Origin of the sequence: Bradyrhizobium sp. CB82, assembly GCF_029714405.1 — a bacterium.
In the GTDB taxonomy this organism is placed as follows: domain Bacteria; phylum Pseudomonadota; class Alphaproteobacteria; order Rhizobiales; family Xanthobacteraceae; genus Bradyrhizobium.
In genome coordinates this window covers 5582613-5603443 of the sequence record NZ_CP121650.1, presented here as the reverse complement: position 1 = coordinate 5603443, position 20831 = coordinate 5582613, and the positions used below count along the sequence as shown (strand labels likewise).

Sequence of the window (20831 nt, the reverse complement as noted above, 5' to 3'; positions counted from 1 at the left end):
ATGTTCCCCCGGGGACGGAATACGTCGTATATTGGGGCCGTATGGAGTCCGGTCCCGACCAAATGCCTGCCGAAGTGACGCCGAATTCGCACCCGAAGCGAGCGTTTTCGCTCTCTATCGGTCAACTGACATTCGGCAGTTTCATCCTGGTGCTGGCCGTGATCATCGTCACCTCGACCGCGAGCGTGATCGCGATCCGCCACATCGATTCGACCTTCGCCGAACTGCAGCGACTGCAAAGCGTGGGCGACCTTGCCGAGGATATCGACCGCCGCATGAACGATCTGCGGCTCGCCGCGCGCGACTTCGTCACCGATCCCGGCGCCGGCATCCAGTTCAAACAGGTTGGCGAAGCGGCCTCGACGCTGAGCGACATCCTAAAGAAGACCCGCATCGAGCTTGCGCCCGAGCAGCAGGACATGATCGACGGGGTAACCGAGCGGCTTGCGACCTATCGCAGCGGCCTCGATCGGATCTCGACCTTGATTGACCGCCGCGCCCAGCTGCTCGCCGGCCTGCCGCCGCTGCGCGACCAGTTCGACGCTGCCGTCGCCGCAACCGCGGATAGGGAACTCGCCTCGCGCCTGTCCGAAGCGCAGAGCCATATCGCGCTGGGGTTGCTCGCGCGCAATCCGTCCGCCGCCGAGCAGGCGGCGCAAGGCATGCGGACAGTGGACATCGCCGATACGAAATTGAAATCGGCGGTCGACGATTATGCCGAAGCCATCATCGCGGTTGCCGTCCGCGAGCGTCAGATCGCCGATATCGACCGTGAGGTGCTGGGTACCGAGGGGCGCCTGATTGGGCGAGTCACCGAGTTGCTGCGCGAGGTCAGCGCGCGGCGCGGGCACGTGCTGTCGCGCGATTTCGCCCGGACGCTGGCGGAGGCGAGGTGGCAGAGCATCGTGCTCGGCACCATCGGCGTGCTGATCGGCATCATTGCTGCCGGGTTCGTGGTGCGCCGGACGGTGCGTCCGCTCGCCCAGATCGCGCGATCGATCCGCGCGCTTGCGGCGGGTGAGAAGAACACGTCCATCCCCTCCGCCGATCTCGACAACGAGATCGGCGACATTGCGCGCGCCGCGGAGGTGTTCCGCCGCGCCCTGGAGGAGGCCGACACCGCGCGCGAAGCGGCCGTCCGCGCGCTCACCGAGCAGCGCCTCGCGGAAGAAAGCTATCGGAAGCTGTTCGAGGGCTCGGTCGATGGCATTTACGTCACCACGCCGGCTGGCGATCTCCTCAACGCCAATCCGGCGCTGGCTCGGATGATGGGGTATGACAGCCCGCAGCACCTCATCGACAGTATCAGCGACATCGCCCACACCATCTACGTCCACGCCGAGGCGCGCGAGGAGTATCAGCGGCTGATGGAGCGCGACGGCATGGTGCGCGAGTTCGAGTACCAGGTACGCCAGCGCAGCGGCAACATCCTGTGGCTGTCCGACAGCGCGACCGGCGTGCGGGACGAGGAGGGCAGGATCGTCCGCTACGAGGGCACGCTGCGCGACATCACCGACCAGAAGCGCGCGGAAGATGCCATTGCCGAAGGCCGGCGGCTGTTGCAGCAGGTCATCGATACCGTGCCGGCCGTCATCAACGTCAAGGACCGCGATCTTCGTTACGTGCTGATGAACCGCTACATGGCCGGCATCTTCGGCATCGAGCCGGGTGACGCGCTTGGCCGCACCACTGCCGACCTCATGTCGCGCTATGGCGCGGCCAAGACCGACGAGAACGACAAGCGGGTGCTGAAGTTCCGCAAGGGTCTCGGATTCTACGAGGAGGAGTACCAGGATTCCTCCGGCAACATGCGGCAATGGCTGGTCAACAAGCTGCCGCTGCTCGACGCAGACGGCGAGATCGAACGGATCGTCACGGTGGCGCTCGACATCGGCGAGCGCAAGCGCGGCGAGCAGGAGATGCGTAAAGCGAAGGAGGCCGCCGAGACCGCGCTGCGCAATCTGCGCGAGACCCAGGCCTCACTGATCGAAGCAGAGAAGCTCGCGGCGCTCGGGCGGCTGGTTGCCGGCGTCGCGCATGAGGTCAACAATCCCGTCGGCATCAGCCTGACGGTGGCGTCCGCGCTGGAGCGTAAGACGGCGGTGTTCTCGGCCGACGTCGAGCGTGGCGAGTTGCGCCGCTCGACGCTCAACGACTACCTCAACACCAGCCGCGATGCATCCTCGCAGCTCGTCGCCAATCTCAATCGCGCGGCTGAGCTGATCCAGTCGTTCAAGCAGGTGGCCGCCGACCGCAACTATTCGGATCAGCGCACGTTTGACCTTGCCGATCTCACCGAGCAGGTGGTGCTGAGTCTGCGACCGGGCCTGCGCAAGCACAATCTGACGCTCAACGTCGAGTGCCAACCCAACCTGATCATGAACAGCTATCCCGGCCCGTACGGCCAGGTGCTGACCAACCTGTTCCTCAATTCCGTCGCACACGCGTTCCCGGACGGGCGGCCCGGGCTGATTGATATCCAGGTGCGCGAATCCGGCAAGGACAATGTCGAGATCATTTTCTCCGACAATGGCTGCGGCATGTCACTTGACGTCCGCCGGCGTGCCTTCGATCCGTTCTTCACAACGCGGCGCGACCAGGGCGGCACCGGCCTCGGTCTGCATATCGTCTACAGCATCGTCACCAACCGGCTGGGCGGGCGGCTCGATCTCGACTCCGAGCCCGGCGCCGGCACGCGCATCCAGATGATTCTGCCGCGCGTCGCGCCGCTGGAGCAGGCCGCGGAATAGCGCGGCTCTAATCTAAAGCACGATGAGATTGGGATGAACCGTCATCGCGCGTTAGGTTATTGTTTGAGCATGATCTCCGCGCAAACGCGTTCCGCGTTTGTCGCGAGGGAATTCACACTTTGCGCTAAGGCGGCCCTTCGGGTCCGGATCATGCTCTAATCGACGTCTGCGAGCTTGCGCAGCGTGGCGCCAAAGATCTGGCTTGCCTTGCCGACCAGCGCGGTTCCCGTCATCTCCGCGCGCGTATCGGTGAAGATGCCGCTGACGCCGATGCCGACCGGCGCCGGACCGCCGAACAGGGGATTGTCGTCGCCGCGGGGAGAGGTGTGCCGCTGCACCAGCACCTCGCCCTTGAAGGTGTTGTCCTTCACCGTGTAGCTGCCGGTGTAATAGAGATAGGCATCGCCACCGAGAATCTGGCCGTCGCGAAACAGGATCACGCCGCTGCCTTTGCCGACGCGTCCATCGAGGAGCGTCACGTGAATCGAATAAAGACCGTTCTTCATGACGTCCCGTGGCCGGCTGCCTTCGCCCTCGGCGCGCCGATGTTTATGCCAAAGCGCCATCCTTCGCGCAACGCGGCAGTTCGCCCGCGCCCCTGGCGCCAAGCCGTAGTTGTCCCGGCTTGCGCATGACAGGGGTATGACGGCCTCATAGTGCAGCGAGGCCCTGCAAAGCGAATCAAGTTGGCCCGCGAAATGCATAAACCCTAATTGCACCGGCCGCGGGGTGCTGGAGCAAGACGAACGTGACCAACTGGATCAATTCCGGCGGCGATGAGCCGCATCTATGCAGTACGCGTGTAGACAATGTCAGTTGTGAAGCAAGTCAGTGGTGGAGCGCGACGCGCTTAAGTAGCGCGCTCGGGCTGAGCTGTGCCTTACTCCTGGTAGCGCTCGCGGCACCTTTGGTGCGCGCGCACGACCACAACCGTCCTGATCTCAGTGACTGGTTCACGAGCCTACATAGCGGTAAGGGTCCATGTTGTGATGGCTCGGATGCCATGTCCCTTGAGGATCCAGATTGGGAAACTCAAAACAAAGCCGGTAGCCACTACCGTGTCCGCGTGCCGCGCTATGGCTTCATGATCAACGGCCAGCAGCAGGAGCTGGTGTGGGTCGATGTCCCGGAAGAAGCCGTGATTTCGGAACCGAACCGGGTCGGGCGCACCATGGTATGGCCGATCTACGGCTACAACGGTGTCACGATCCGCTGTTTTATGCCGGGCAGTATGACGTGACGACGTCCGATCCGGCGCAGCTCGGCGGAGTCACGCCGGATCGATCGGGCGATGCGGCACGTCGCTGGCTCAGGCGTATTTCTTGTCGCGCTCGAGCAGTTCGACCGAAATACCTTCGGGGCCGCGGATGAAGCAAACGCGAACACCGGGCCGGATCGTGGTCGGTTCTCGCGTGAACTCAACGCCTTTCGCCTTCATCTCGGCGGCAACGGCGTCGATGTCCTGCACCGAGACGCCGAAATGGTCGAGGCCCTGATGGGGATGAGGCGGCGGCGGATTCATGGGCTTGCCGGGATCGAGCGGTGCGATGAAGATGTTGGCGCCCCCGAGCTTGACGTCGATGCGTGCCGGGCCGCGCACGATTTCGCCACCTAGCACGTCCCGCAGCCAAGCCGCCGTCGCCTCCGGATCGGGGCTGCGCAGATGGACATGGTCCCAGGTGACTACCGGCATTTCGTTCCTCGCATCGGGCTTTGCGGTGTTGCGGTCATGTTAGCGATCCCCTCGGCCAATGGCCACTTGCGCATTTCTGTTACCCGAGATTCGGCTGCCTACGGGAACCCAAATCTGCCCTGCGGGTTGAAGGGGCGGCCCGGCGGAGCGCCGTAGAACGGCCGTATCGGCGCGTTAGGGCGGAAGACGGCACGCGCGAGACGCCTGTCGTCGCACATTGGGTGACGCATCCATGCTCGCAGAGCTCTTTCGCGTCGATCTCAACGATCTTGTCAAACTCGGTACGTTGCTGAGGCCGGCTTTCTCATTCAAGCGAAGAAGCCCATTGTGGCTTGCCGCAGCGGTCCTCGTCGGCGGCGGCGCCTGGGGGCTGATGTCCGCTTCCGGAGGCAATGAAAGCGACGGGATCGAGTTTGCAACCGTCCAGCCCGAGCCTGCGCAGTCTGTGCCACCAGCAGCCGCAGCGACCCAGGCATCCGTGCCGGTCGAACTGGATCGCTTGCGGATTTCGTCGCAATCCTGGCGCCGTGGCGGGCTTGGATCGCGGGCGCTGGTGACTTTCACGCTGCGAAATGAGAATGACTATGCCGTGAAGGACGTCGAGATCCTCTGCGCTTTCACCCGCCGTGACGGCAGTCATCTTACCGATCGCAGGCGCGTGCTTGCCGAAACCGTGAATATGAAAAGCCGCAAGACTTTTGCGCATGTGCCGATCGGCTTCGTTAACGTGAACGCCAGCCAAGCCAAGTGCTCGCTCACCGCCGCGCGACGCGCCTAAATGGCCACTGTCGCCGTAGCGGAAAAATACCGTTTGTGGTCAATCACGAAAAAAGTTCGCGTTGCCGTTGAACCGGACGGGCGGCACAGGAACCAATTAAAGGATCGCCGGTTAAGGCGAAGGGCCCGCATGCTGCTGTGCGGGTGGAGCGCTGCCAGATGCCCATCCTTCGGTATTTCACGTTTGTCGGTGGCGCATTGCTTGCGCTGCTATTGGCCGTGAATCTCGCGCTGCCCGAAGGCCCGGTCGCCCAGAGCGTCGTGAGCTCGAGCAACGAGGCTCCGCTGATCCGGATTCGCTCGGATCGCAAGCTGCCGGAGCGCGTGGTGCTCGACACCAGCCAGCCGACCATTGCCCCCGCACCGGTTAAGACGGCGGGCGTTGCGCCGCAACCGCCTGCGCAGCCGAACGTATCCCCGGCCCTCGACGATATGTCGGCCAAGGCGCAGGTCCGCGAAACCTTCGCCCAGTTCAATCCGACGGAACCGAAGGGCGATGCGGCGTCGGTCAAGAAGCCGGTCCAGCCGAAGCGCAAGGTGGTCAGGCGATCTCCGGCTCCCTACTACTATGGGCAGCCGACTTATTATGGTTTCGGGCAACCGACATTCGGCGGGCCGATGCGCGTAGCGCAGCAGCCCCATTTCGGCCTCTTCAACACGACTTGGTGAGCGTCCTCCGACCTGCCCTGATCGGGCAGGTGGGGCTTTTGCTCGGTTGACCTGTCTGCTATCCCAATGCATCCGAACGATCGGGAACTAGCCCGACGAACCTCGGAGTTTGCCCGGTCCCGGGCAGGACGCGCTCGTAGCTCAGCTGGATAGAGCATCGGATTTCGATTCCGAGGGTCGGGAGTTCGAATCTCTCCGAGCGCGCCAGACATCTCCCTGAAGGCTAAGCACTTTTTACGATCTCCTGATTTTCATTCTGAACGCAGTCAGATGCCGCGTTCTGAACGTCGAAGGCGTAAACCTGGTCGCGGGTGACGGCGGACTTCTTACCCCTTAGGGCGGACTTTTAGGGTTACGCCCGTCCAGGGATCTGGAACGGCCTTGTCGAACTCGTCCGGGAAGAGCCGATGCACAACCCGCCATGCCTTGCGGCATAGCCTGACCAATTTTTCAGCAGTGCATAGGCGTAGCTTGTCCTTCGGGAGCTACTTACCCATCCCCTGCAAGAACTTGTCGTACGTAGAGCTTGTCAGCCGCCCGAGGGTCTATGGTGGTCACCGGGTGGTCACCGGGCGGTCACCGACCCCGGTCACCGGTCTTTGTCTCGTGATGTCGCAGATCTGCTCCATCGCCCATTCGTAGTCGCTGCGGGACCGTTTAGCGACCTTCTCAAGGTAGGCCTTGCTGATCTGTATCACGGAAGAGCCAATCGACAGTGCCGTATTTCGGGATGTTCACCCCGGTCAAAACCTTTGCGCGCCTGGTCCATTCATCGAATTGACAGTTAGGCATTTCGGCGCGGGCCTTCATCAGGGTATAGTCCGTCCCAAGCGGCTCATTCGAGACGGGACATTTCAGCTTCCGATATTTCGTCGGCACATTGTAGCAATAGCCCGTCGCGCCACTCGCGAGCGGCTTGGGGATTGCGTGGCCACAGCGCGCACTGTCAAGGTCCGCTCCGACTCGACACCGGCGCGGACAGCGGCCTGGGCCCCGCTTTGGTCTCCTCCGAGCCGCAAGTGCTGAGGCCGCTCGGGCAATATCCAATGAAAGGGCCGCTGACGAATAGCGGCCCTTTGGGTTTCAAATCATACGAGATGAAAACAGCCTCAGCCTCCCGGATTTCCTAGTTTTCCCGACCTTCTAGGTTCCGGCGACATCATGTGTGAATCGGGCCCCTTCCGTGCGACAAGAAACTCAAGATGATCTGAGGTTGGCGTTCAAGTTTAGAATAGCCAATCCACGAGCGCGAAGGCCGCCTTGCCGAGCACATACAGCCAAGCAGAGCTGATCATAAGGGCGATGAGGAGAAAGGCGATCTGCCCCAATTCGGACTCTCCGGGAAAATTCGGCAACTGCGCTTGAAGCGCCCCCTAGTTCCTAAGCGTGTCAGGTGCGTTATGCCGCGTGACTGAAAAATGAACGACGAGGAAAGTCCGACCGAGCATCCCGGGACCGTCAGTAACCTCGATGCGCCATTTGTTGTCCTGCCAAAATGGTCCCTCTGGGCCGTCGTTGATGATTTGGCCGCTCAATTCGATCGCCGCGGCTTCCGCAGCTTCGATATCCGGAAGCTCCAGCCCGACATCATCGAAGACAGAGATGCCGTCGTGAACGTGAAAGAAGAAGCGGGGCATCCGCACTACCCCCAAGAGACGGCAGCGAGAGCGCGCACTCTGCCCGCCAAGGTGCGTAAAGGCAAACAAGTAGACCGGCCGTGGACGGCGGAGGACGCTCTTTCGAGGGAGATGTAATGCCTCTTAGGAGGTAGGTGTCTCGTCAGAGCAGGGATGGCCTCCCCAAGAGCGCCATTGCGCGACGTGCCCGTGTACAGCCGGGCAGTGGCAGACAGAATGGTCAAGGAGCGGGGCTTCATCCTCAAGAATAACAAATGACGTCGCGCCGAGGTGATCTTTACTGGGTGGCCGTCGGGGAGGGTGTTGTTGTGGCGGACGGAGCGAGGCATGCCGCGATCAAAGCGGGCTCCGCCGCACCCTCGCAAATTATCGATCTGTGGTGGCTCGTCCCGCTGCCGGACCACTTGATTTCGTGGTGTGGACAACTGGCGCGCCAATGTCGGGCGCCCACCAAATAAAGGAAGCAAGTGTAAACAGACCGATCGCGGCCAGACCCCACGCTAGCAGATGCAACATCCATTGCCGGTAACGCGTCATCGGGGGGCGCTCGGGTTGTCACCCGCAGCACACACAGAGCCCGATTTGGCGAGGTTGAGCTAGATCAAAACATCAGCACTGCGCCGAAAAAGCCACAACTGACGCCACACCGGCAGCAATGACTAGACTAGCGACTGAAACAGACGATCCGTCCCCATCCATATCGCGCTAAAGGGACACACAAAATCCATCGCGCGACGGGTCACCGGTGGCGGTCAAGTCGGCGCAGTGTCGCGACATTTGATTCAACCCCGGACAATTTGCCAGGCCGATTTACATATGCAGGTGCTGGGGACTTCGATAACGCGCACTTTCAACGTCCGCCCCGCCTCGACACGGGTGCGGACAGCGGCCTCGGCTTTGATCTCCTCCCTCTTGCGCAGCTGCTGAGGCCGCTGGGGCTGGCTAGATGGGTCGCCTGTTCCGCAGGGTTTCCGAAACGGTGTTGTGCTGCAATGCACGGGTCATCGCACGATCCTTTGTTTGCGCGTTGCAGCAGGCGTCATTGGCACAAGCCATTTGCAGGCACGCAAGACAATCCAAGGTGCTTCAGTCCGGGCTGACCCCTGCGGTTGCAATCTCGCTTGCGGTCAGCGAACGGTTCTCTAGCTCAACTCATTCTCCGGGGGCTCGTGAGTCTGACGGCCCAAGAAGGTATCCGGGACCGGTAGCGCGAGTATTTTCAGACATTCCGCGATAACCTCGCGCATGTACGCGTTTTGCTTTGCGATCGCAGAAGCCTCATCGTGGATGCGGTGAATAAGGAGGGTGTTTGGCATGGCCGCGCTCCCTGTTGTGCAGGCGGGAGCGCGATCGGTCTCTCAGCCACCGACGCCTACGGACGAGCCTCGGCCGGTGATGGAGGCCAACGGTCGATGGTCAAGATGGTTCCCGCTGTGAAAGAAGCTGCCTTTGGACTCGGTGCTGAAGTCTTCGAGCGTGCGGATTTTTTCGGCGCGCCGGGCCAATTCGAGTCATCCGCCCACAGGGGCTCGTTCCCAGATCGCATCGAGGTCGGAACCATGGTCGGCCGCTCGTCTTGAATCCAGGGCCGTTTTCGAAACTGCATACATGGACCCTTGCGCGAATTGAAAAGGCTTTCCGCATTTGTGGCTCGCCACCTGTCCGGTGGCGCTACCCGCTCCCTATCGCCGGCTCCGAGACGGCAACTTCGTCGGAGGGCGAGATGCACCGATCGAAAATGCCCGCGTCCGATTAGCGGCGGAAAATGACGTTGGTACCGTACAAGCGCATCGGGGAGCCGGAGGACATCGCTCGAGCGGTCGCCTGGCTGGCCGACTATGTCACCGGTGCCACCTTGTTCGTCGACGGAGGGATGAGCCTCTACCCGGGATTCGCGACTGGCGGCTGATCGTCTGCCTGAATTTCCAGGGCAGCCGGCCGCATTCGGAAAGGAAGGAATGCCATGCGGCAGAACCATCAGCAAAGCGAGCGACATCACCGGCGACTGTTCGCATCCATCGCCAACAAGGCCTCTCAGGCGGCCGGCCGGGCATCGACGTTCGTCCTGGCCTGCGCGGTGATCGTCATCTGGGCCGTCACAGGGCCGCTGTTCAAGTTTTCCGACACGTGGCAGCTCGTCATCAACACGGGGACGACCATCGTGACGTTTCTGATGGTCTTCCTGATCCAGAACTCGCAGAACCGGGACAGCGCCGCCATCCAGGTTAAGCTGGATGAGCTGATCCGGACGGGCCTCGTGCAGAACAGTTTTGTCGGAATCGAGCATCTGAGCGCGGACGAGCTCGAAGATCTGCGCGCGCGTTGCGAGGAGCGCGCGAAGGCCGTCGCCGAAGACGCCGTAGAGCGCAAAACGGGAGTGCGCAGCGGGCGCCGCAGTGCAACTGATTAGTGGTTGTTTGCGGCAACAGTCGATCTCATGCCGCGCGATAGAGGACGCGGCGGCGACGCTTGAGATATTCGATGATGCGGGGAAGAGTCATCGCGTTCAAAACCCGGTCCGGCGGCACGCCGCCCTTACGGACCATCTCGACGCCCCAGTGCATGTGATCGAGCTCGCGGATCGAATGGGCGTCCGGATTGATGCCGAACGTGCAGCCTAAATCGAGCGCCGCCTGGTGCCAGCGCCAGTCGAGATCCAGCCGCCACGGATGGGCGTTGATCTCGACCGCCACGTCATGCTTGCGCAGGCCTTTAGCACCTTTTCGACGTCGATTTCGTAGCCCGGTCGGTGCTGCTCCTCGATCTGCTCGACCGAAAGGCCGCCGGCGTAGTGCGCCGACTTCGAGTGATCCGCCACGCCGAAATATTCGAAGCCGCGGTCGCGCGTGGCCTTGGCCATCGTCTCCAGAGTCTCGGTGCCGTCGGACGCGTCCGTGTGGCAGTGTAGAATCCCACGTAGGTCTTCGTCACCGACCAGCTTTGGCTGCCCTTCAGAGCGTGCGAGCACGCGGCGGCTGCGCCGCAGGTCAGAGGCTGTGAATCTTTTTGACTGCTCGCAAGCGGTATAGCCGAAAGCTGGTGCTGTGTGATTCTCTTGCGGTGATGGATTCGCAGGAGGGATGATGGCCGCTGATGAATTGTTTGGGGATCTGCCGGAGCAGGCAAAGCCGCAAGCCGGTGCGGCGCCGCTCGCAGCGCCGCGACTTCGTGAGCCCCAACGCGATCAAATCGAGTTGCGAGCAGTGGATATCGAGAGCCTGATCGGGGAAGACCATCCGGTGCGCCTGATCTGGTCCTATGTCGAGGAACTCGACCTGAGTGAGCTGGAGAACCGGATCAAGGCGCGGGGCGATCGGCCCGGTCACCCCGCGACATCGCCGCGGCTTTTGCTGGCGCTGTGGCTCTATGCCACCAGCGAGGGCGTCGGCAGCGCGCGCGCGTTGGAGCGGCTTTGCGAGAGCCATGACGCCTATCGTTGGCTGTGTGGCGGGGTGTCGGTGAACCATCACACGCTGGCGGACTTCCGGGTCGGTTGCGCCGACCTGCTCGACCGGCTGCTTTGCGAGCATTTGGCGGTGCTGGCGAAGGTCGGCCTCGTCAATCTGGAAACGCTGGCGCAGGACGGTGTTCGGGTCCGGGCCAGCGCCGGGGCCGCTTCGTTCCGGCGGGAGGCGACGCTCGATCGGCACCTGGCCTTGGCTGAGGCGGTGGTGGAAGACCTCAAACGCGAGGTTGACGCTCGTTCGGATGCTAGCAATCAGCGCATGAAGGCCGCCAAGGAGCGCGCCGCGCGTGAGCGCAGAGCGCGCGTCAAAGCGGCGCAGACGGCGCTCGCCGAAATCAAGCAGCAGCGCAAGGAGCGCGAAGAAAAGCGCGGCAACGGCAAGAAGCCGAAAGAGCCGCGGGCCTCCACGACGGACGCCGACGCACGGGTCATGAAGATGGCCGACGGCGGCTTCCGCCCCGCCTACAACGTGCAGGTGACGAGTGCCGCCGGCCAGCCGATCGTCGTTGACATCAAGGTCTGCAACACCGGGTCCGACCGCGGCCTGATGCGGCCCATGCTGGAGCGGCAGCGCGCGCGTCCTGGCGGGTTGCCCAAGGACCATCTCGTCGATGGCGGCTTTGGCAGTGCCGAGGACATCGAGTGGGCGCACGCCGAGGGCATCGATATCTTTTGCCCGCCCACTCAATCCAAGCACGGCACCGATCCCCATCTACCGCGACGCGGCGACGGCCCGGGGGTGTTGGCCTGGCGTGCGCGCATGGCGAGCGAAGAGGGCAAGGCCCGATACAAGCCCCGGTCGATTTGCGAGTGCATACATGCCCGCTGGCGCAACTGGGACCTGCGGCAATTGACCGTGCGCGGCCTCGAAAAGGTCCGCGCCGTCGTGCTCTGGTACGCCCTCGCCAACAACATCCTGCAAGGCAACCGCCTCGCTAGCGCATAGAGGAGCGTTCATCGACATCCCCCAACCTCGCCACAGCCGCCCAGCCCACGCGTTGCCACGACGAGGAACTGCCACATCCTTCGATGACCACGCAAAACGAGAAAGATTGGCAAGCTCTCAGGGTGAGGGACTTCCAGTCACTTGCCTGACGGCCCGCACAATCTGCTCGGGGTCGTAGGGCTTCTGCAGCAACAAACTGCCGCTTACCGGTCGAGGCGCGCTAGGCGAAAATCCTGTCGCGTAGATGACCCGCAGCTCCGGATCGTGTTCGCGGCACCGCTCGGCGATCTGCCATCCGTCGACTTGTCCGGGTAGCTTGACGTCGGTGATGAGTACGTCCGCGGCTCGCCGCAGGCACCATTCCAACGCCTGTTCCCGTCGGCGGAGTGGATCACTTCATGCCCTTCTTCGCGCAACGCCTCGACGACGAACTCGCGGATGAGCGGATCGTCTTCGACGACGAGTATTCGCACCGTCAGCTCCTCTGTGCCATGAAATCTGGTACGAATCTTTGAACGGCCGAAACCTTTGGCTGTTCCGGAGGTGGCCACCGAGGGGACGTGGCGGTTCGATCAGGCGGGACTGTATGGCAAGGAAGCTCAAGACCTTCGAAACTTCTCTCGGCTTCTACGATCTGGCGATAGCGGCTCCCTCAATGAAGGCAGCGCTCTCGGCGTGGGGCGCGGACAGCAATCTCTTCCACCAAGGCGTGGCGAAGGAGAGCGACGATCCGGACGTGGTCGCCGCGACCATGGCCAAGCCCGGCGTCGTTCTCAGACGCCCCGTCGGCTCGCAAGGCCCCTTCCGGGAGCATGCCGATCTACCCACTCACCTGGTCGATGAGGAGCCGACGCGCAGATCAAGAAAGGCCAGTGCAAAGCCGAAGAAGCGGCAGCCGCGTCCACCGGAGGACAAGGCCGCCCGCGCGGCCGCGTTGTCGTTCGAGAAGGAGGAGCGCCGGCGGGAAGCCGAGCGCGAGAGGGAAGAGGCAGTCAGGGAGAAGGAGCGCCAGCGCCAGCGCCGCGCAGTGGCCAAGGCCCAAGAGGCGCTCGATGAAGCTAGGCGGGAGCACGACAAGAGAGCGGCGGCCATCGAGGCCGAGCGCGACGAGCTGGAGCGACGGTCGCAGGTCGAGGATGCGCGCTGGGAGAAGCAGAAGGAAAAGCTTGAGGCTGCCCTGCGACGGGCGCGGGACTAGCTGTTGCGGGCCGCCTCTTACGATTTCGAGACATTGGAATGGCCGAAAAAAATTTGCTACCTCTTGAAACTTCCGGCGGCCTTCTAGATTTTTTTTGGCGTCGCCATGTGCGACCGGAGTGCCTATCGGGCTCCGAAAACTGAGACGGGCGCCGGTCAGGTGTCCAGTGCCGGCTCGTACCCATCTTGCTCTTTGGGGGATTTGGCTATGAGGTATGATTGGACTCCCCTTTGGAGGTCGACCATCGGCTTCGACCGTCTTTTTCGATGTTCTCGACGAGGTCCAGCGGGCCAGCGAAGAGACTTATCCCCCTACAACATCGAACGGACCGGCGAGAACAGCTTCCAGATTTCGGTGGCTCCGGCGGGCTTTGCCCCTGACCACCTGACGTTGACCGTGGAACAGAACGTGCTGACGCTGGAAGGCCGCAGGGCCGAGAAGGACGACAGGCACTTCCTGCATCACGGAATGTCCGCCCGGTCGTTCAAGCGGCAGTTCACGCTCGCCGATCACGTTGAGGTCAAGGGCGCCCGCTACGAGAACGGCCTGCTGATCGTCGAGCTAATGCGCGACATCCCGGAGGCCATGAAGCCGCGGCGCATCGCCATCAGCGGCGCGAGCCCATCGGCGGTGAACCAGATCGAAGCCAAGGTGGCCTGAACGCTGCGCAATCTGTGATCGCTTGGCCACCGTGCCCGTTCCGGCGCGGCGGCGTGACTGAACTCGTCTAAAATTGGAGGCGACCATGCGGCCGACGACCGCGAATGACAACGTTTCCGCGACCTAAGTCGCCGGCATCGGTTAGAAGCCGGCATAGTAGTCGTGTTTCGCGAAGCCGCTCCGAAAGTCGGCGTAGCACCACCGAACACCCGCCATTCTTAGCTGTGCAACGTGCTCAAGGGCGGTGAGACGCGGACGGACAGCCCGTCCGGCTTCGGGACAGGCCTCGGCAACGCCCGGTTCACCAACCGCAACGGCAAGGGCTAGTTCGTTCGGCCGGCCATCCCGTCTTTGACCATTGCTGGACCGAACGGAGCTGCATCGGCTTGCCGCCGGGTGGGTGCCGTCGCCCTGCATCAAGCATGTCTGCAGGTCGATGACGAGTCGCCCGAGTCGGCTCGGCGCGTCAAGCGAGGGCGATCTCAACAACCTCGCTGAGCTTGTTTTCGGCGTCGTAGATCTTGACCTGAAGCCGAGGGTATCGGTGCTTCAGCTGTGTGCCAGCTTCCAGGGCGCTCGCTTTCGCCGCGAAGGTCGCCTTGACATGACCGTCGACGATTAAGGCATAACCGGTTCTCAGGGGTTCAATCGATGCCTTGGTGGTGCGGGCGGACGCCGCTGGCGCTACCAGCCTGCGCTTCTCGCGCATGGGAAAAACTCCGCTTGTCGGGGACTGCTGATCAACTGCCCGGGCTCCCCAAGGTTCCTGCCACTAGATGCGCGCCAACGCGATCGTTTTCGGTCGTCAAAGCATCCGATCTGGTTGAGACGTGTCTCGAGGGCAGACGACAGTTGCGGCACGACAATGGGCAGATCTGCCGCCTGGGCCAAGCCGCTGTAAACGGCGGTGATCGCGTCCGCTGATACGAGCAAGGTAGCTGCGCATCTGGACATGCAGTTCATGGGTGTTTCTCCTGATCGATTGTGCCGCCGGTGTTCGCCGGCATCGTATGATTCACTTCCGTTCGGCACTGCGCCTCGTCACGAGCGCTCCAAATCCATGTCAAGAAGAATGGAGCTCAGGGCCTTTCCATGTGCGTCAAGCGCAAGGGATCTGGTCACGCCACCGCCGAGCGCGCCCGCGATGACGAAATTCAGCGCTCCGAGTTTCGGCAGTTCATATCGAGTCACCTGGCTCGGGTTGAGGCCTGCCAATTGCGTCCGCACCCGCTCGACGGTGACGAGCTCACGAATGAGCGGAAAATCTTCGGGGCGGTAAGCAATCACCGAAATGTTCGAGGTGTTGCCCTTGTCGCCCGTTCTTGAATGGGCGACGTCGCGTAGCTTCATGGTACCACCTCCAGGATCTCGACGTGCGGCTGCGCCCGCTCACGTGGGATCAGGACCGACACCACGCCGATCGAACGGCGGGTCGACTTCGATGCGCCGCCGCCACCAGCCGGGCCGTTGGTGTAGAGGGTCTCCACTTCATTGCCGATGCGCATCGCCTCCGCTTGGCTGTTGGTACGCCCGGCGATCCGGAGCCTCACCTCCGGTGGGTCGGCGTGCGATGCGCCGGGGTAGAGGGAATTGAGCCCAATCAGGTCGGCACGGATGTCGCTCAACGCGACGCCGGTAATAGCCAGTCGCTCGCGCACGATCTCGAGCGCTAAGCGTCCGCGCGCGACGGCACCTGGTCCAGCGTAGGAGATCTCACCTTCGCCGATCCAGCCGTCAAGATAGCCGACCGAAACCTTCAAGGCCCCGTTGTGCTGCCGGCCGCGTCCACCGGCGATCCGCACCCTGTCGGGCGCGATCTCCTCGACAGATGCCTCGCTAAAATCGGCGATCAAGTCGGGCTGGAAATAAGCGGCGGGGTCGTGGATCTCGTACAGGAGCTGCTCCTTGCAGGTGGCAGCGGTGACGGCGCCGCCGGTGCCGGGCAGCTTGGTAATTACGGCTTCGCCATCGTCACGGACTTCGGCGATCGGGAAGCCGAGACGGGCAAGGTTCGACACGTCCTTCTTGCCAGGATCGGCGAAATAACCGCCCGTCACCTGGCCGGCGCATTCCATGAGATGGCCGACAAGTGTTCCCTGGCCGAGGCGATCCCATGCGTCAATGGCCCAGCCGAACTCGTGGATCATTGGCGCGAGGAAGAGCGCCGGGTCAGCAACGCGGCCGGTCAGGACGATGTCGGCTCCCGCGCTCAATGCCTCAACAATGGGAGCCGCACCGAGATAGGCATTGGCGGAGAGGATTCGATTGCCAAGATCCAAGATATGTCCGCCGGTCTCCTCGATGGGCCAGTTGCCGGAGGTGACCACATCCAGTACGTCGTCACCAGTCACAGCGGCCACCTTCAACGCGACGCCGAGCTCCTGGGCGATGCCGCCGATGCGGCGCGCGGCGGCGAGCGGATTGGCAGCGCCCATGTTGGAGATAATCCGCGTGCCGTTGCGCGACGCGACGGGCAGCACCGCGCGCATGCGCTCGTCGAGGAGTGGATCGTAACCCGCATTCGGATCGGCCTGACGTGCTCCCTGCGCCAGCGCAATGGTGCGCTCGGCGAGGCATTCGAAGACGAGATAGTCGAGATCGCCGGATGCGGCGAGGTCCACCGCCGGTTCAATGCGATCACCGGAATAGCCGGCTCCGGCTCCGAGCCTGATGCTGCGCATGCCCTGCTTCGTCTCCTCGCCCGGACTTCGATGGTCCGGCTGACGGCTCAATAAACACCCGATCGATCAATTAGTATAATGAATTTATCGGATCGCAGTGATAGACTATGATTATGGATCTCTCGCTTCGTCAGATCAGGGCTTACCTCGCCGTCGCTCGGACGCTCAGCTTCACTCGCGCCGCGGCAGAGACAAACCTGTCGCAGCCGGCACTTACCGTTCAGATTCGCTCCCTGGAGCAACAGCTCGGTATCAAGCTGTTCGACCGCAACAGCCGTTCCGTCGAATTGACCAGGTTGGGGCGTGAGCTTGTGCCGGTTTTCGAGCGGCTCCTGCGTGAGTTCGACGAGACGGTAACGGGCGTGCGCGATATCGCACGTCACGGTGTTGGCTCGGTTCGGCTCGGAGCACTGCCGTCGTTTGCGGCGGGAATACTGCCAGATGTCATCGTGCGCTTCCGGGCCCGCTTTCCGCGGGTAGCACTGACCATCAAGGACGCGATTGCGAGTCGCGTGATGGATCTCGTAGTCTCAGAGGACGTGGACCTGGGTGTGGTGGGCGGAGAGCCAATTCATGCCGATCTCGATGTCATTCACCGTACCGAAGACCGCCTCAATGTCATCCTTCCCGCGGGTCATCCTTTGTCGCGAAAGAAGCGCATCGGAGTTGAAGAACTGGCGGCCTTTCCGCTGATTCTGATGGACCCCGCCACCAGTGTTCGCGCAACCGTCGACGCCGCGCTCGCTGCCGCAGGCCATCGTGTCGAGGCCGCATGCGAAGTCACCTACATGATGACGGCGGTCGGCATGGTGCGCGCAGGCCTGGGCATTACAATATTGCCCGCGTCGGCTCATGAGATTCGAGCCGAGCCGGACCTGGTTGCCCGAGTTATCGACGACCCGCGCTTTGTGCGCTCCATCGCCGTCGTCCGAAAGCGCCGTCGTACCCTTCCGCCGGCAGCAGAAAACTTCATGGTTGCGTTGGTGGAATACCTCGATAGCCGAGAAACCAAGACGGGCCGAGGTGGTCATCGCAGTGCTCGCGGAAAGGGACGACAGGCCCGTTAGGCAAAGTCGGCATGAATATCGACGTGACATCTCCTAAGTTCGACTGGGTAACGCTGTTCTAGCCGATGCGGACGATCGATAGCGATTGTGGCCGATCGGCGGTCGCTGGGACTTCTTAACTTCGAAAAGCAGGCTAAAGGCGGCGAAGAGCGACGAGGTAGTTTCATAAGAAGCGAAAGCGTTCCACGCACGCGGCTGTTTATTGTGGGAACGAGCCCTGAGAACCGATTGTTGTCATGCTACGGAGGAAATGGCCATGCTTGTATTTTGGTTGCCGATCATAATCTTCGAAGCGATGCTTGAAGCAAGCTCGAACCAGCGCAACGCAGGGGATCCAACGGCGATCGAATAGTGTCTGCGCGCTCGGTGCAAGGCGGACATCCACCGCGCGCCAAGCGAGCCGAGGGCCACAGCTCGGACATGCACGTCCCTATGCATTGCCCTGCGGCGTTTTGTGAGGGCGAACTAGGTTGTTCGACCATGTCTCGGCAATGTGGGGAAGAGTCAGGTCGCGTTTCCGATCGAGCAGAAGTTCGAGGACGCGCGGCGGCGTCAGTGGCAGCTCTTGGATGCGCTTTCCTGTGGCGTTTGCGACCGCGCATGCGACGGCCGCTCCGACATTCAGAATTGGCACCTCGCCGGCACCTTTGGTGCCGAGCGGTCCCACCGAAGGCGCGCCCTCGTAAAGATTGATCTCGACCGGCACGACATCGAGCGCCAGCGGCACGCGATAGGTTTCGAAGCCGCTTTGGCAGACGCGACCGTTGCTGCCGATGGTTACTTCTTCATGCAAGGCATAGCCCAGCCCTTGCACGACACCGCCCTGGATCTGGCCGTGGATCGCGCGCGGGTTCAGTGCGCGGCCGACGTCCTGAACCACACGATATTTCAGCACCTCGACATGCCCGGTCTCCGGATCGACGGCGACCTCGCAATCGTGGACGGCGAAGACGGGGATGTCGATCGCATCGATGAAATGGCCGGCGACGCATCCGGGCATCGCCGGCACGCCTGTGCCCGTGAAAGCGCCGGTCCCGGAGACTGGGCCATCCTTTGCCTGGGCACGAGTCGCGACCTCAGCGACGGTGCGTCCCGAGCCCGGCGCGCCGGCGATCTCAATCCTCCCGTGGCGCATGACAAGATCCTCGGGGGCCGCCTCGATCATCTCTGAAGCAACTTTCAGGAGTTTCGTGCGCACTTCCTGTGCCGCCGAGAGGCTCGCCGCACCAAGCGAGACGGTGGTGCGGCCGCCGCCTACGCCGACATCGTAACCGGCAGCATCCGTGTCGGCGGCGCGCACGATAACGCTCTCCGGCGGAATGCCGAGCGTGCTCGCGACGATCTGCGGCAGACTCTGCATCATCGAGCCGGATCCGATCTCGACGCCCGAGGTTACTAGGGTGGCCGTGCCATCGGCATTCATGTTTACGGTCGCTGCGGACGGTCCGACGAAGACGAACCAAGTGCCGACGGTGGTCGCGCGTCCATAGAGCCAGCCGTCGGTGCGCGCGGGTGGCGATGCAGCGGCATCACGCAGCGTGTCCATCCGGTCGAGCATCGGTCGGAGCACGTCCGCTTCGAACACCTGGCCTGTGGCGCCAAGATCCTTGTCGCCGAGCACGTTGCGGCGGCGGAAGACAAGCGGATCTATACCGATCTTGGCTGCGATCTCGTCGGTATGCCGCTCCAGCGCAAAGGTGTTGTAGACGCCATTGCAGCAGCGAAAGGCACCGTTCGGCGTGGTGTTGGTGTAGACTGCGCGCGAGACCAGACGCACACTGCCGAGTTTGTAATTTCCGCCGAGCGTGTGCGCGGTCATGGTGGTCAGGAAAATCTGCTCGCCGCCATAGGCGCCGCAATCCATCAGCACGACTGCTTCGCGGCCGACAATCTCTCCCTCGCGCGTTACCGCCGATCGAATCCGGATATCGGCATTTTCGCGAAACAGGCAGGTGAGCATTTCCTCCTCGCGCGAATTGACGAGGCGGACCGGCAGGCCGCTGGCGCGGGCGAGGAGGGCGGCAAACGGTTCGATCGCGAGATCGAACTTGAGCCCGAAGCCGCCGCCGACAGGTGGCACCGTAACGCGGACCTGTGATGCCGGCACGCCCAAAAGGCGCGCGGTGGCGTTGCGGATGCCCCAGGGCACCTGTGTCGATGTTTCGATGTGGAACCGCCCATCCTCGTAGCTTGCGACCACCGCACGCGGTTCGAATGCGACGTGGTTCTGCCGACCGACCCGGAAGGAGCTTTCGACGATTTCGACATCTGGCCGGGCAAAGGCGGCATCGACATCACCGCGGACGACAGTGGCCTCCCAGGCGACGTTGCCTTCGCGCGCGCCGCCCTCAAGCAGGACTTCGTAGTCGCGCCAGTTGGGATGAACCAGAGGGGCATCGGGTACGAGTGCGTCCGCCATGGTCAGTACGGCCGGCCGGGACTCGATCTCCACGTCGATCGTTGCGAGCGCCGCTTGTGCTTGCGCCAATGTAACGGCCGCGATCGCAGCGAGCGGTTCGCCATCATAGCGGATGACGTCGCGAGCGAAGAGCGGATGGTCCGCGATGCCGATCCCCATCATGCCGGGTGCGTCTGCTGCCGTTACGATCGCGCGCACGCCTGGCATGCGGGCAGCTCTGGAGGTATCGAGACGGACGATCCGTCCCGATGGCAGGCTGGCGCGCAGCACTGCGGCGTGCAGCATGCCCGGCAGATAACGATCGACTGTGTAGCGGGTGCGCCCGCGCAGCTTGTCTGCAGCGTCGCGCCGGCGGAGATCCATGGTCGCGGAAACATCGGACATGTCAGCGTCTCTCGATTACTTCGTGGCCAATGCGAGCAGCGTCGCCTCGATGATGCGTTCGTAGCCCGTGCAGCGACAGATGTTTCCGGTCAGGGCCGCACGAATGTCCTCGCGCGTGGCGTCGGGTCTGATCGCCAGGAGATGCGTCAGGCTGACCACCATGCCCGGAAAGCACATGCCGCACTGAACGGCGTCGCTGGCTTCGAGCGCGGCCTGGATGCGGTTCAATTGGCCGTGTGTCGCAAGGCCTTCGACCGTGCGGATCTCGCACCCATCGGCGAGCGCGGCCGGCGTCAGGCAGGAAGGGGTGGGCTTGCCATCGATGAGCACCATGCAGGCGCCGCAGAAGCCTTCGCGACAGACTGGCTTAGCGCCGGTCAGATGAAGTTCCTCACGTAGGACATCGACGAGAGGGGTGGCAGGATCGGCTGTGGAGGCGAGTCGGTCGCCGTTGACGGTCAGGCTGAGAGCCATGTGCATCCCC

Annotated in this window: 20 protein-coding genes, 1 tRNA gene and 1 pseudogene; 13 read left to right on the top strand and 9 right to left on the bottom strand. The window is 62.8% G+C overall.

The genetic code is table 11. The features are described from left to right. The first annotated feature begins 62 nt into the window (after positions 1-62). On the top strand, positions 63-2750 hold the full coding sequence (locus tag QA640_RS27300; RefSeq protein WP_283035988.1) for a PAS domain S-box protein: 2688 nt from the start codon (positions 63-65) through the stop codon (positions 2748-2750). Between the two features lie 155 nt (positions 2751-2905). Here QA640_RS27300 and QA640_RS27295 read toward each other — a convergent pair whose 3' ends face one another. Next, the gene (locus QA640_RS27295) at positions 2906-3256 is read right to left on the bottom strand and encodes a GrlR family regulatory protein (protein ID WP_283035987.1); all 351 of its coding nucleotides are present in this window, start codon (positions 3254-3256) and stop codon (positions 2906-2908) included. Positions 3257-3498: 242 nt separating this feature from the next. On the opposite strand from QA640_RS27295, the gene QA640_RS27290 reads away from it, so the two are divergent. Beyond that, complete coding sequence (locus QA640_RS27290) at positions 3499-3990, top strand: hypothetical protein (RefSeq protein ID WP_283035986.1); 492 nt, start codon at positions 3499-3501, stop codon at positions 3988-3990. 69 nt (positions 3991-4059) lie between these two features. On the opposite strand, the gene QA640_RS27285 is transcribed toward QA640_RS27290, so the two are convergent. Continuing rightward, complete coding sequence (locus QA640_RS27285) at positions 4060-4443, bottom strand: VOC family protein (RefSeq protein ID WP_283035985.1); 384 nt, start codon at positions 4441-4443, stop codon at positions 4060-4062. Positions 4444-4675: 232 nt separating this feature from the next. Between QA640_RS27285 and QA640_RS27280 the strand changes: the two genes are divergently transcribed. From QA640_RS27280 to QA640_RS27250, 7 genes are all read left to right on the top strand, one after another. Continuing rightward, the gene (locus QA640_RS27280; RefSeq protein WP_283035984.1) at positions 4676-5221 is read left to right on the top strand and encodes a hypothetical protein; all 546 of its coding nucleotides are present in this window, start codon (positions 4676-4678) and stop codon (positions 5219-5221) included. Between the two features lie 158 nt (positions 5222-5379). Next, a complete protein-coding gene (locus QA640_RS27275) occupies positions 5380-5889 on the top strand; it encodes a hypothetical protein (protein ID WP_283035983.1) in 510 nt (169 codons plus the stop codon). A gap of 130 nt (positions 5890-6019) precedes the next feature. Next, positions 6020-6096 (top strand) — tRNA-Arg (locus QA640_RS27270). A 1211-nt stretch (positions 6097-7307) separates the two neighbouring features. Beyond that, complete coding sequence (locus tag QA640_RS27265) at positions 7308-7643, top strand: hypothetical protein (protein WP_283035982.1); 336 nt, start codon at positions 7308-7310, stop codon at positions 7641-7643. A gap of 1295 nt (positions 7644-8938) precedes the next feature. Continuing rightward, entirely contained in the window at positions 8939-9106 is a 168-nt protein-coding gene (locus QA640_RS27260; protein WP_283035981.1) for a hypothetical protein, read from the top strand. Positions 9107-9291: 185 nt separating this feature from the next. Beyond that, positions 9292-9435, top strand: a complete 144-nt coding sequence (locus QA640_RS27255; RefSeq protein WP_283035980.1) for an SDR family oxidoreductase — start codon at positions 9292-9294, stop codon at positions 9433-9435. 54 nt (positions 9436-9489) lie between these two features. Then, on the top strand, positions 9490-9936 hold the full coding sequence (locus tag QA640_RS27250; RefSeq protein WP_283035979.1) for a low affinity iron permease family protein: 447 nt from the start codon (positions 9490-9492) through the stop codon (positions 9934-9936). 25 nt (positions 9937-9961) lie between these two features. On the opposite strand, the pseudogene QA640_RS27245 reads toward QA640_RS27250, so the two are convergent. Then, positions 9962-10470: pseudogene (locus tag QA640_RS27245) on the bottom strand (DNA polymerase/3'-5' exonuclease PolX); the annotation flags it as partial. 136 nt (positions 10471-10606) lie between these two features. Between QA640_RS27245 and QA640_RS27240 the strand changes: the two are divergent. Then, entirely contained in the window at positions 10607-11938 is a 1332-nt protein-coding gene (locus QA640_RS27240; RefSeq protein WP_283035864.1) for an IS1182 family transposase, read from the top strand. A gap of 117 nt (positions 11939-12055) precedes the next feature. On the opposite strand, the gene QA640_RS27235 is transcribed toward QA640_RS27240, so the two are convergent. Next, the gene (locus QA640_RS27235) at positions 12056-12304 is read right to left on the bottom strand and encodes a response regulator (RefSeq protein ID WP_283035978.1); all 249 of its coding nucleotides are present in this window, start codon (positions 12302-12304) and stop codon (positions 12056-12058) included. A gap of 220 nt (positions 12305-12524) precedes the next feature. Here QA640_RS27235 and QA640_RS27230 point away from each other — a divergent pair, with 220 nt between their 5' ends. After that, positions 12525-13136 carry a cell envelope biogenesis protein TolA gene (locus tag QA640_RS27230; RefSeq protein ID WP_283035977.1) on the top strand — a complete coding sequence of 204 codons (612 nt, stop codon included), beginning with the start codon at positions 12525-12527 and terminating at the stop codon, positions 13134-13136. Between the two features lie 105 nt (positions 13137-13241). After that, entirely contained in the window at positions 13242-13796 is a 555-nt protein-coding gene (locus tag QA640_RS27225) for an Hsp20 family protein (RefSeq protein WP_349253642.1), read from the top strand. A 466-nt stretch (positions 13797-14262) separates the two neighbouring features. Here QA640_RS27225 and QA640_RS27220 read toward each other — a convergent pair whose 3' ends face one another. The 3 genes from QA640_RS27220 to QA640_RS27210 form a co-directional block, all read right to left on the bottom strand. Beyond that, positions 14263-14505, bottom strand: coding sequence for a hypothetical protein (locus tag QA640_RS27220; RefSeq protein WP_283035975.1), 243 nt, complete (start codon positions 14503-14505; stop codon positions 14263-14265). Between the two features lie 332 nt (positions 14506-14837). After that, the gene (locus tag QA640_RS27215) at positions 14838-15146 is read right to left on the bottom strand and encodes a hypothetical protein (protein WP_283035974.1); all 309 of its coding nucleotides are present in this window, start codon (positions 15144-15146) and stop codon (positions 14838-14840) included. Continuing rightward, entirely contained in the window at positions 15143-16477 is a 1335-nt protein-coding gene (locus QA640_RS27210) for an acyclic terpene utilization AtuA family protein (protein ID WP_283035973.1), read from the bottom strand. Before QA640_RS27210 ends, QA640_RS27215 begins: the two co-directional genes overlap by 4 nt. A 107-nt stretch (positions 16478-16584) precedes the next feature. Between QA640_RS27210 and QA640_RS27205 the strand changes: the two genes are divergently transcribed. Then, a complete protein-coding gene (locus QA640_RS27205; RefSeq protein WP_283035972.1) occupies positions 16585-17544 on the top strand; it encodes a LysR family transcriptional regulator in 960 nt (319 codons plus the stop codon). A 430-nt stretch (positions 17545-17974) separates the two neighbouring features. Here the strand turns inward: QA640_RS27205 and QA640_RS27200 are convergent, their stop codons facing one another. Beyond that, positions 17975-20347, bottom strand: a complete 2373-nt coding sequence (locus QA640_RS27200) for a xanthine dehydrogenase family protein molybdopterin-binding subunit (protein ID WP_283035971.1) — start codon at positions 20345-20347, stop codon at positions 17975-17977. Positions 20348-20362: 15 nt separating this feature from the next. Next, entirely contained in the window at positions 20363-20821 is a 459-nt protein-coding gene (locus tag QA640_RS27195) for a (2Fe-2S)-binding protein (RefSeq protein ID WP_283035970.1), read from the bottom strand. Positions 20822-20831: the final 10 nt, after the last annotated feature.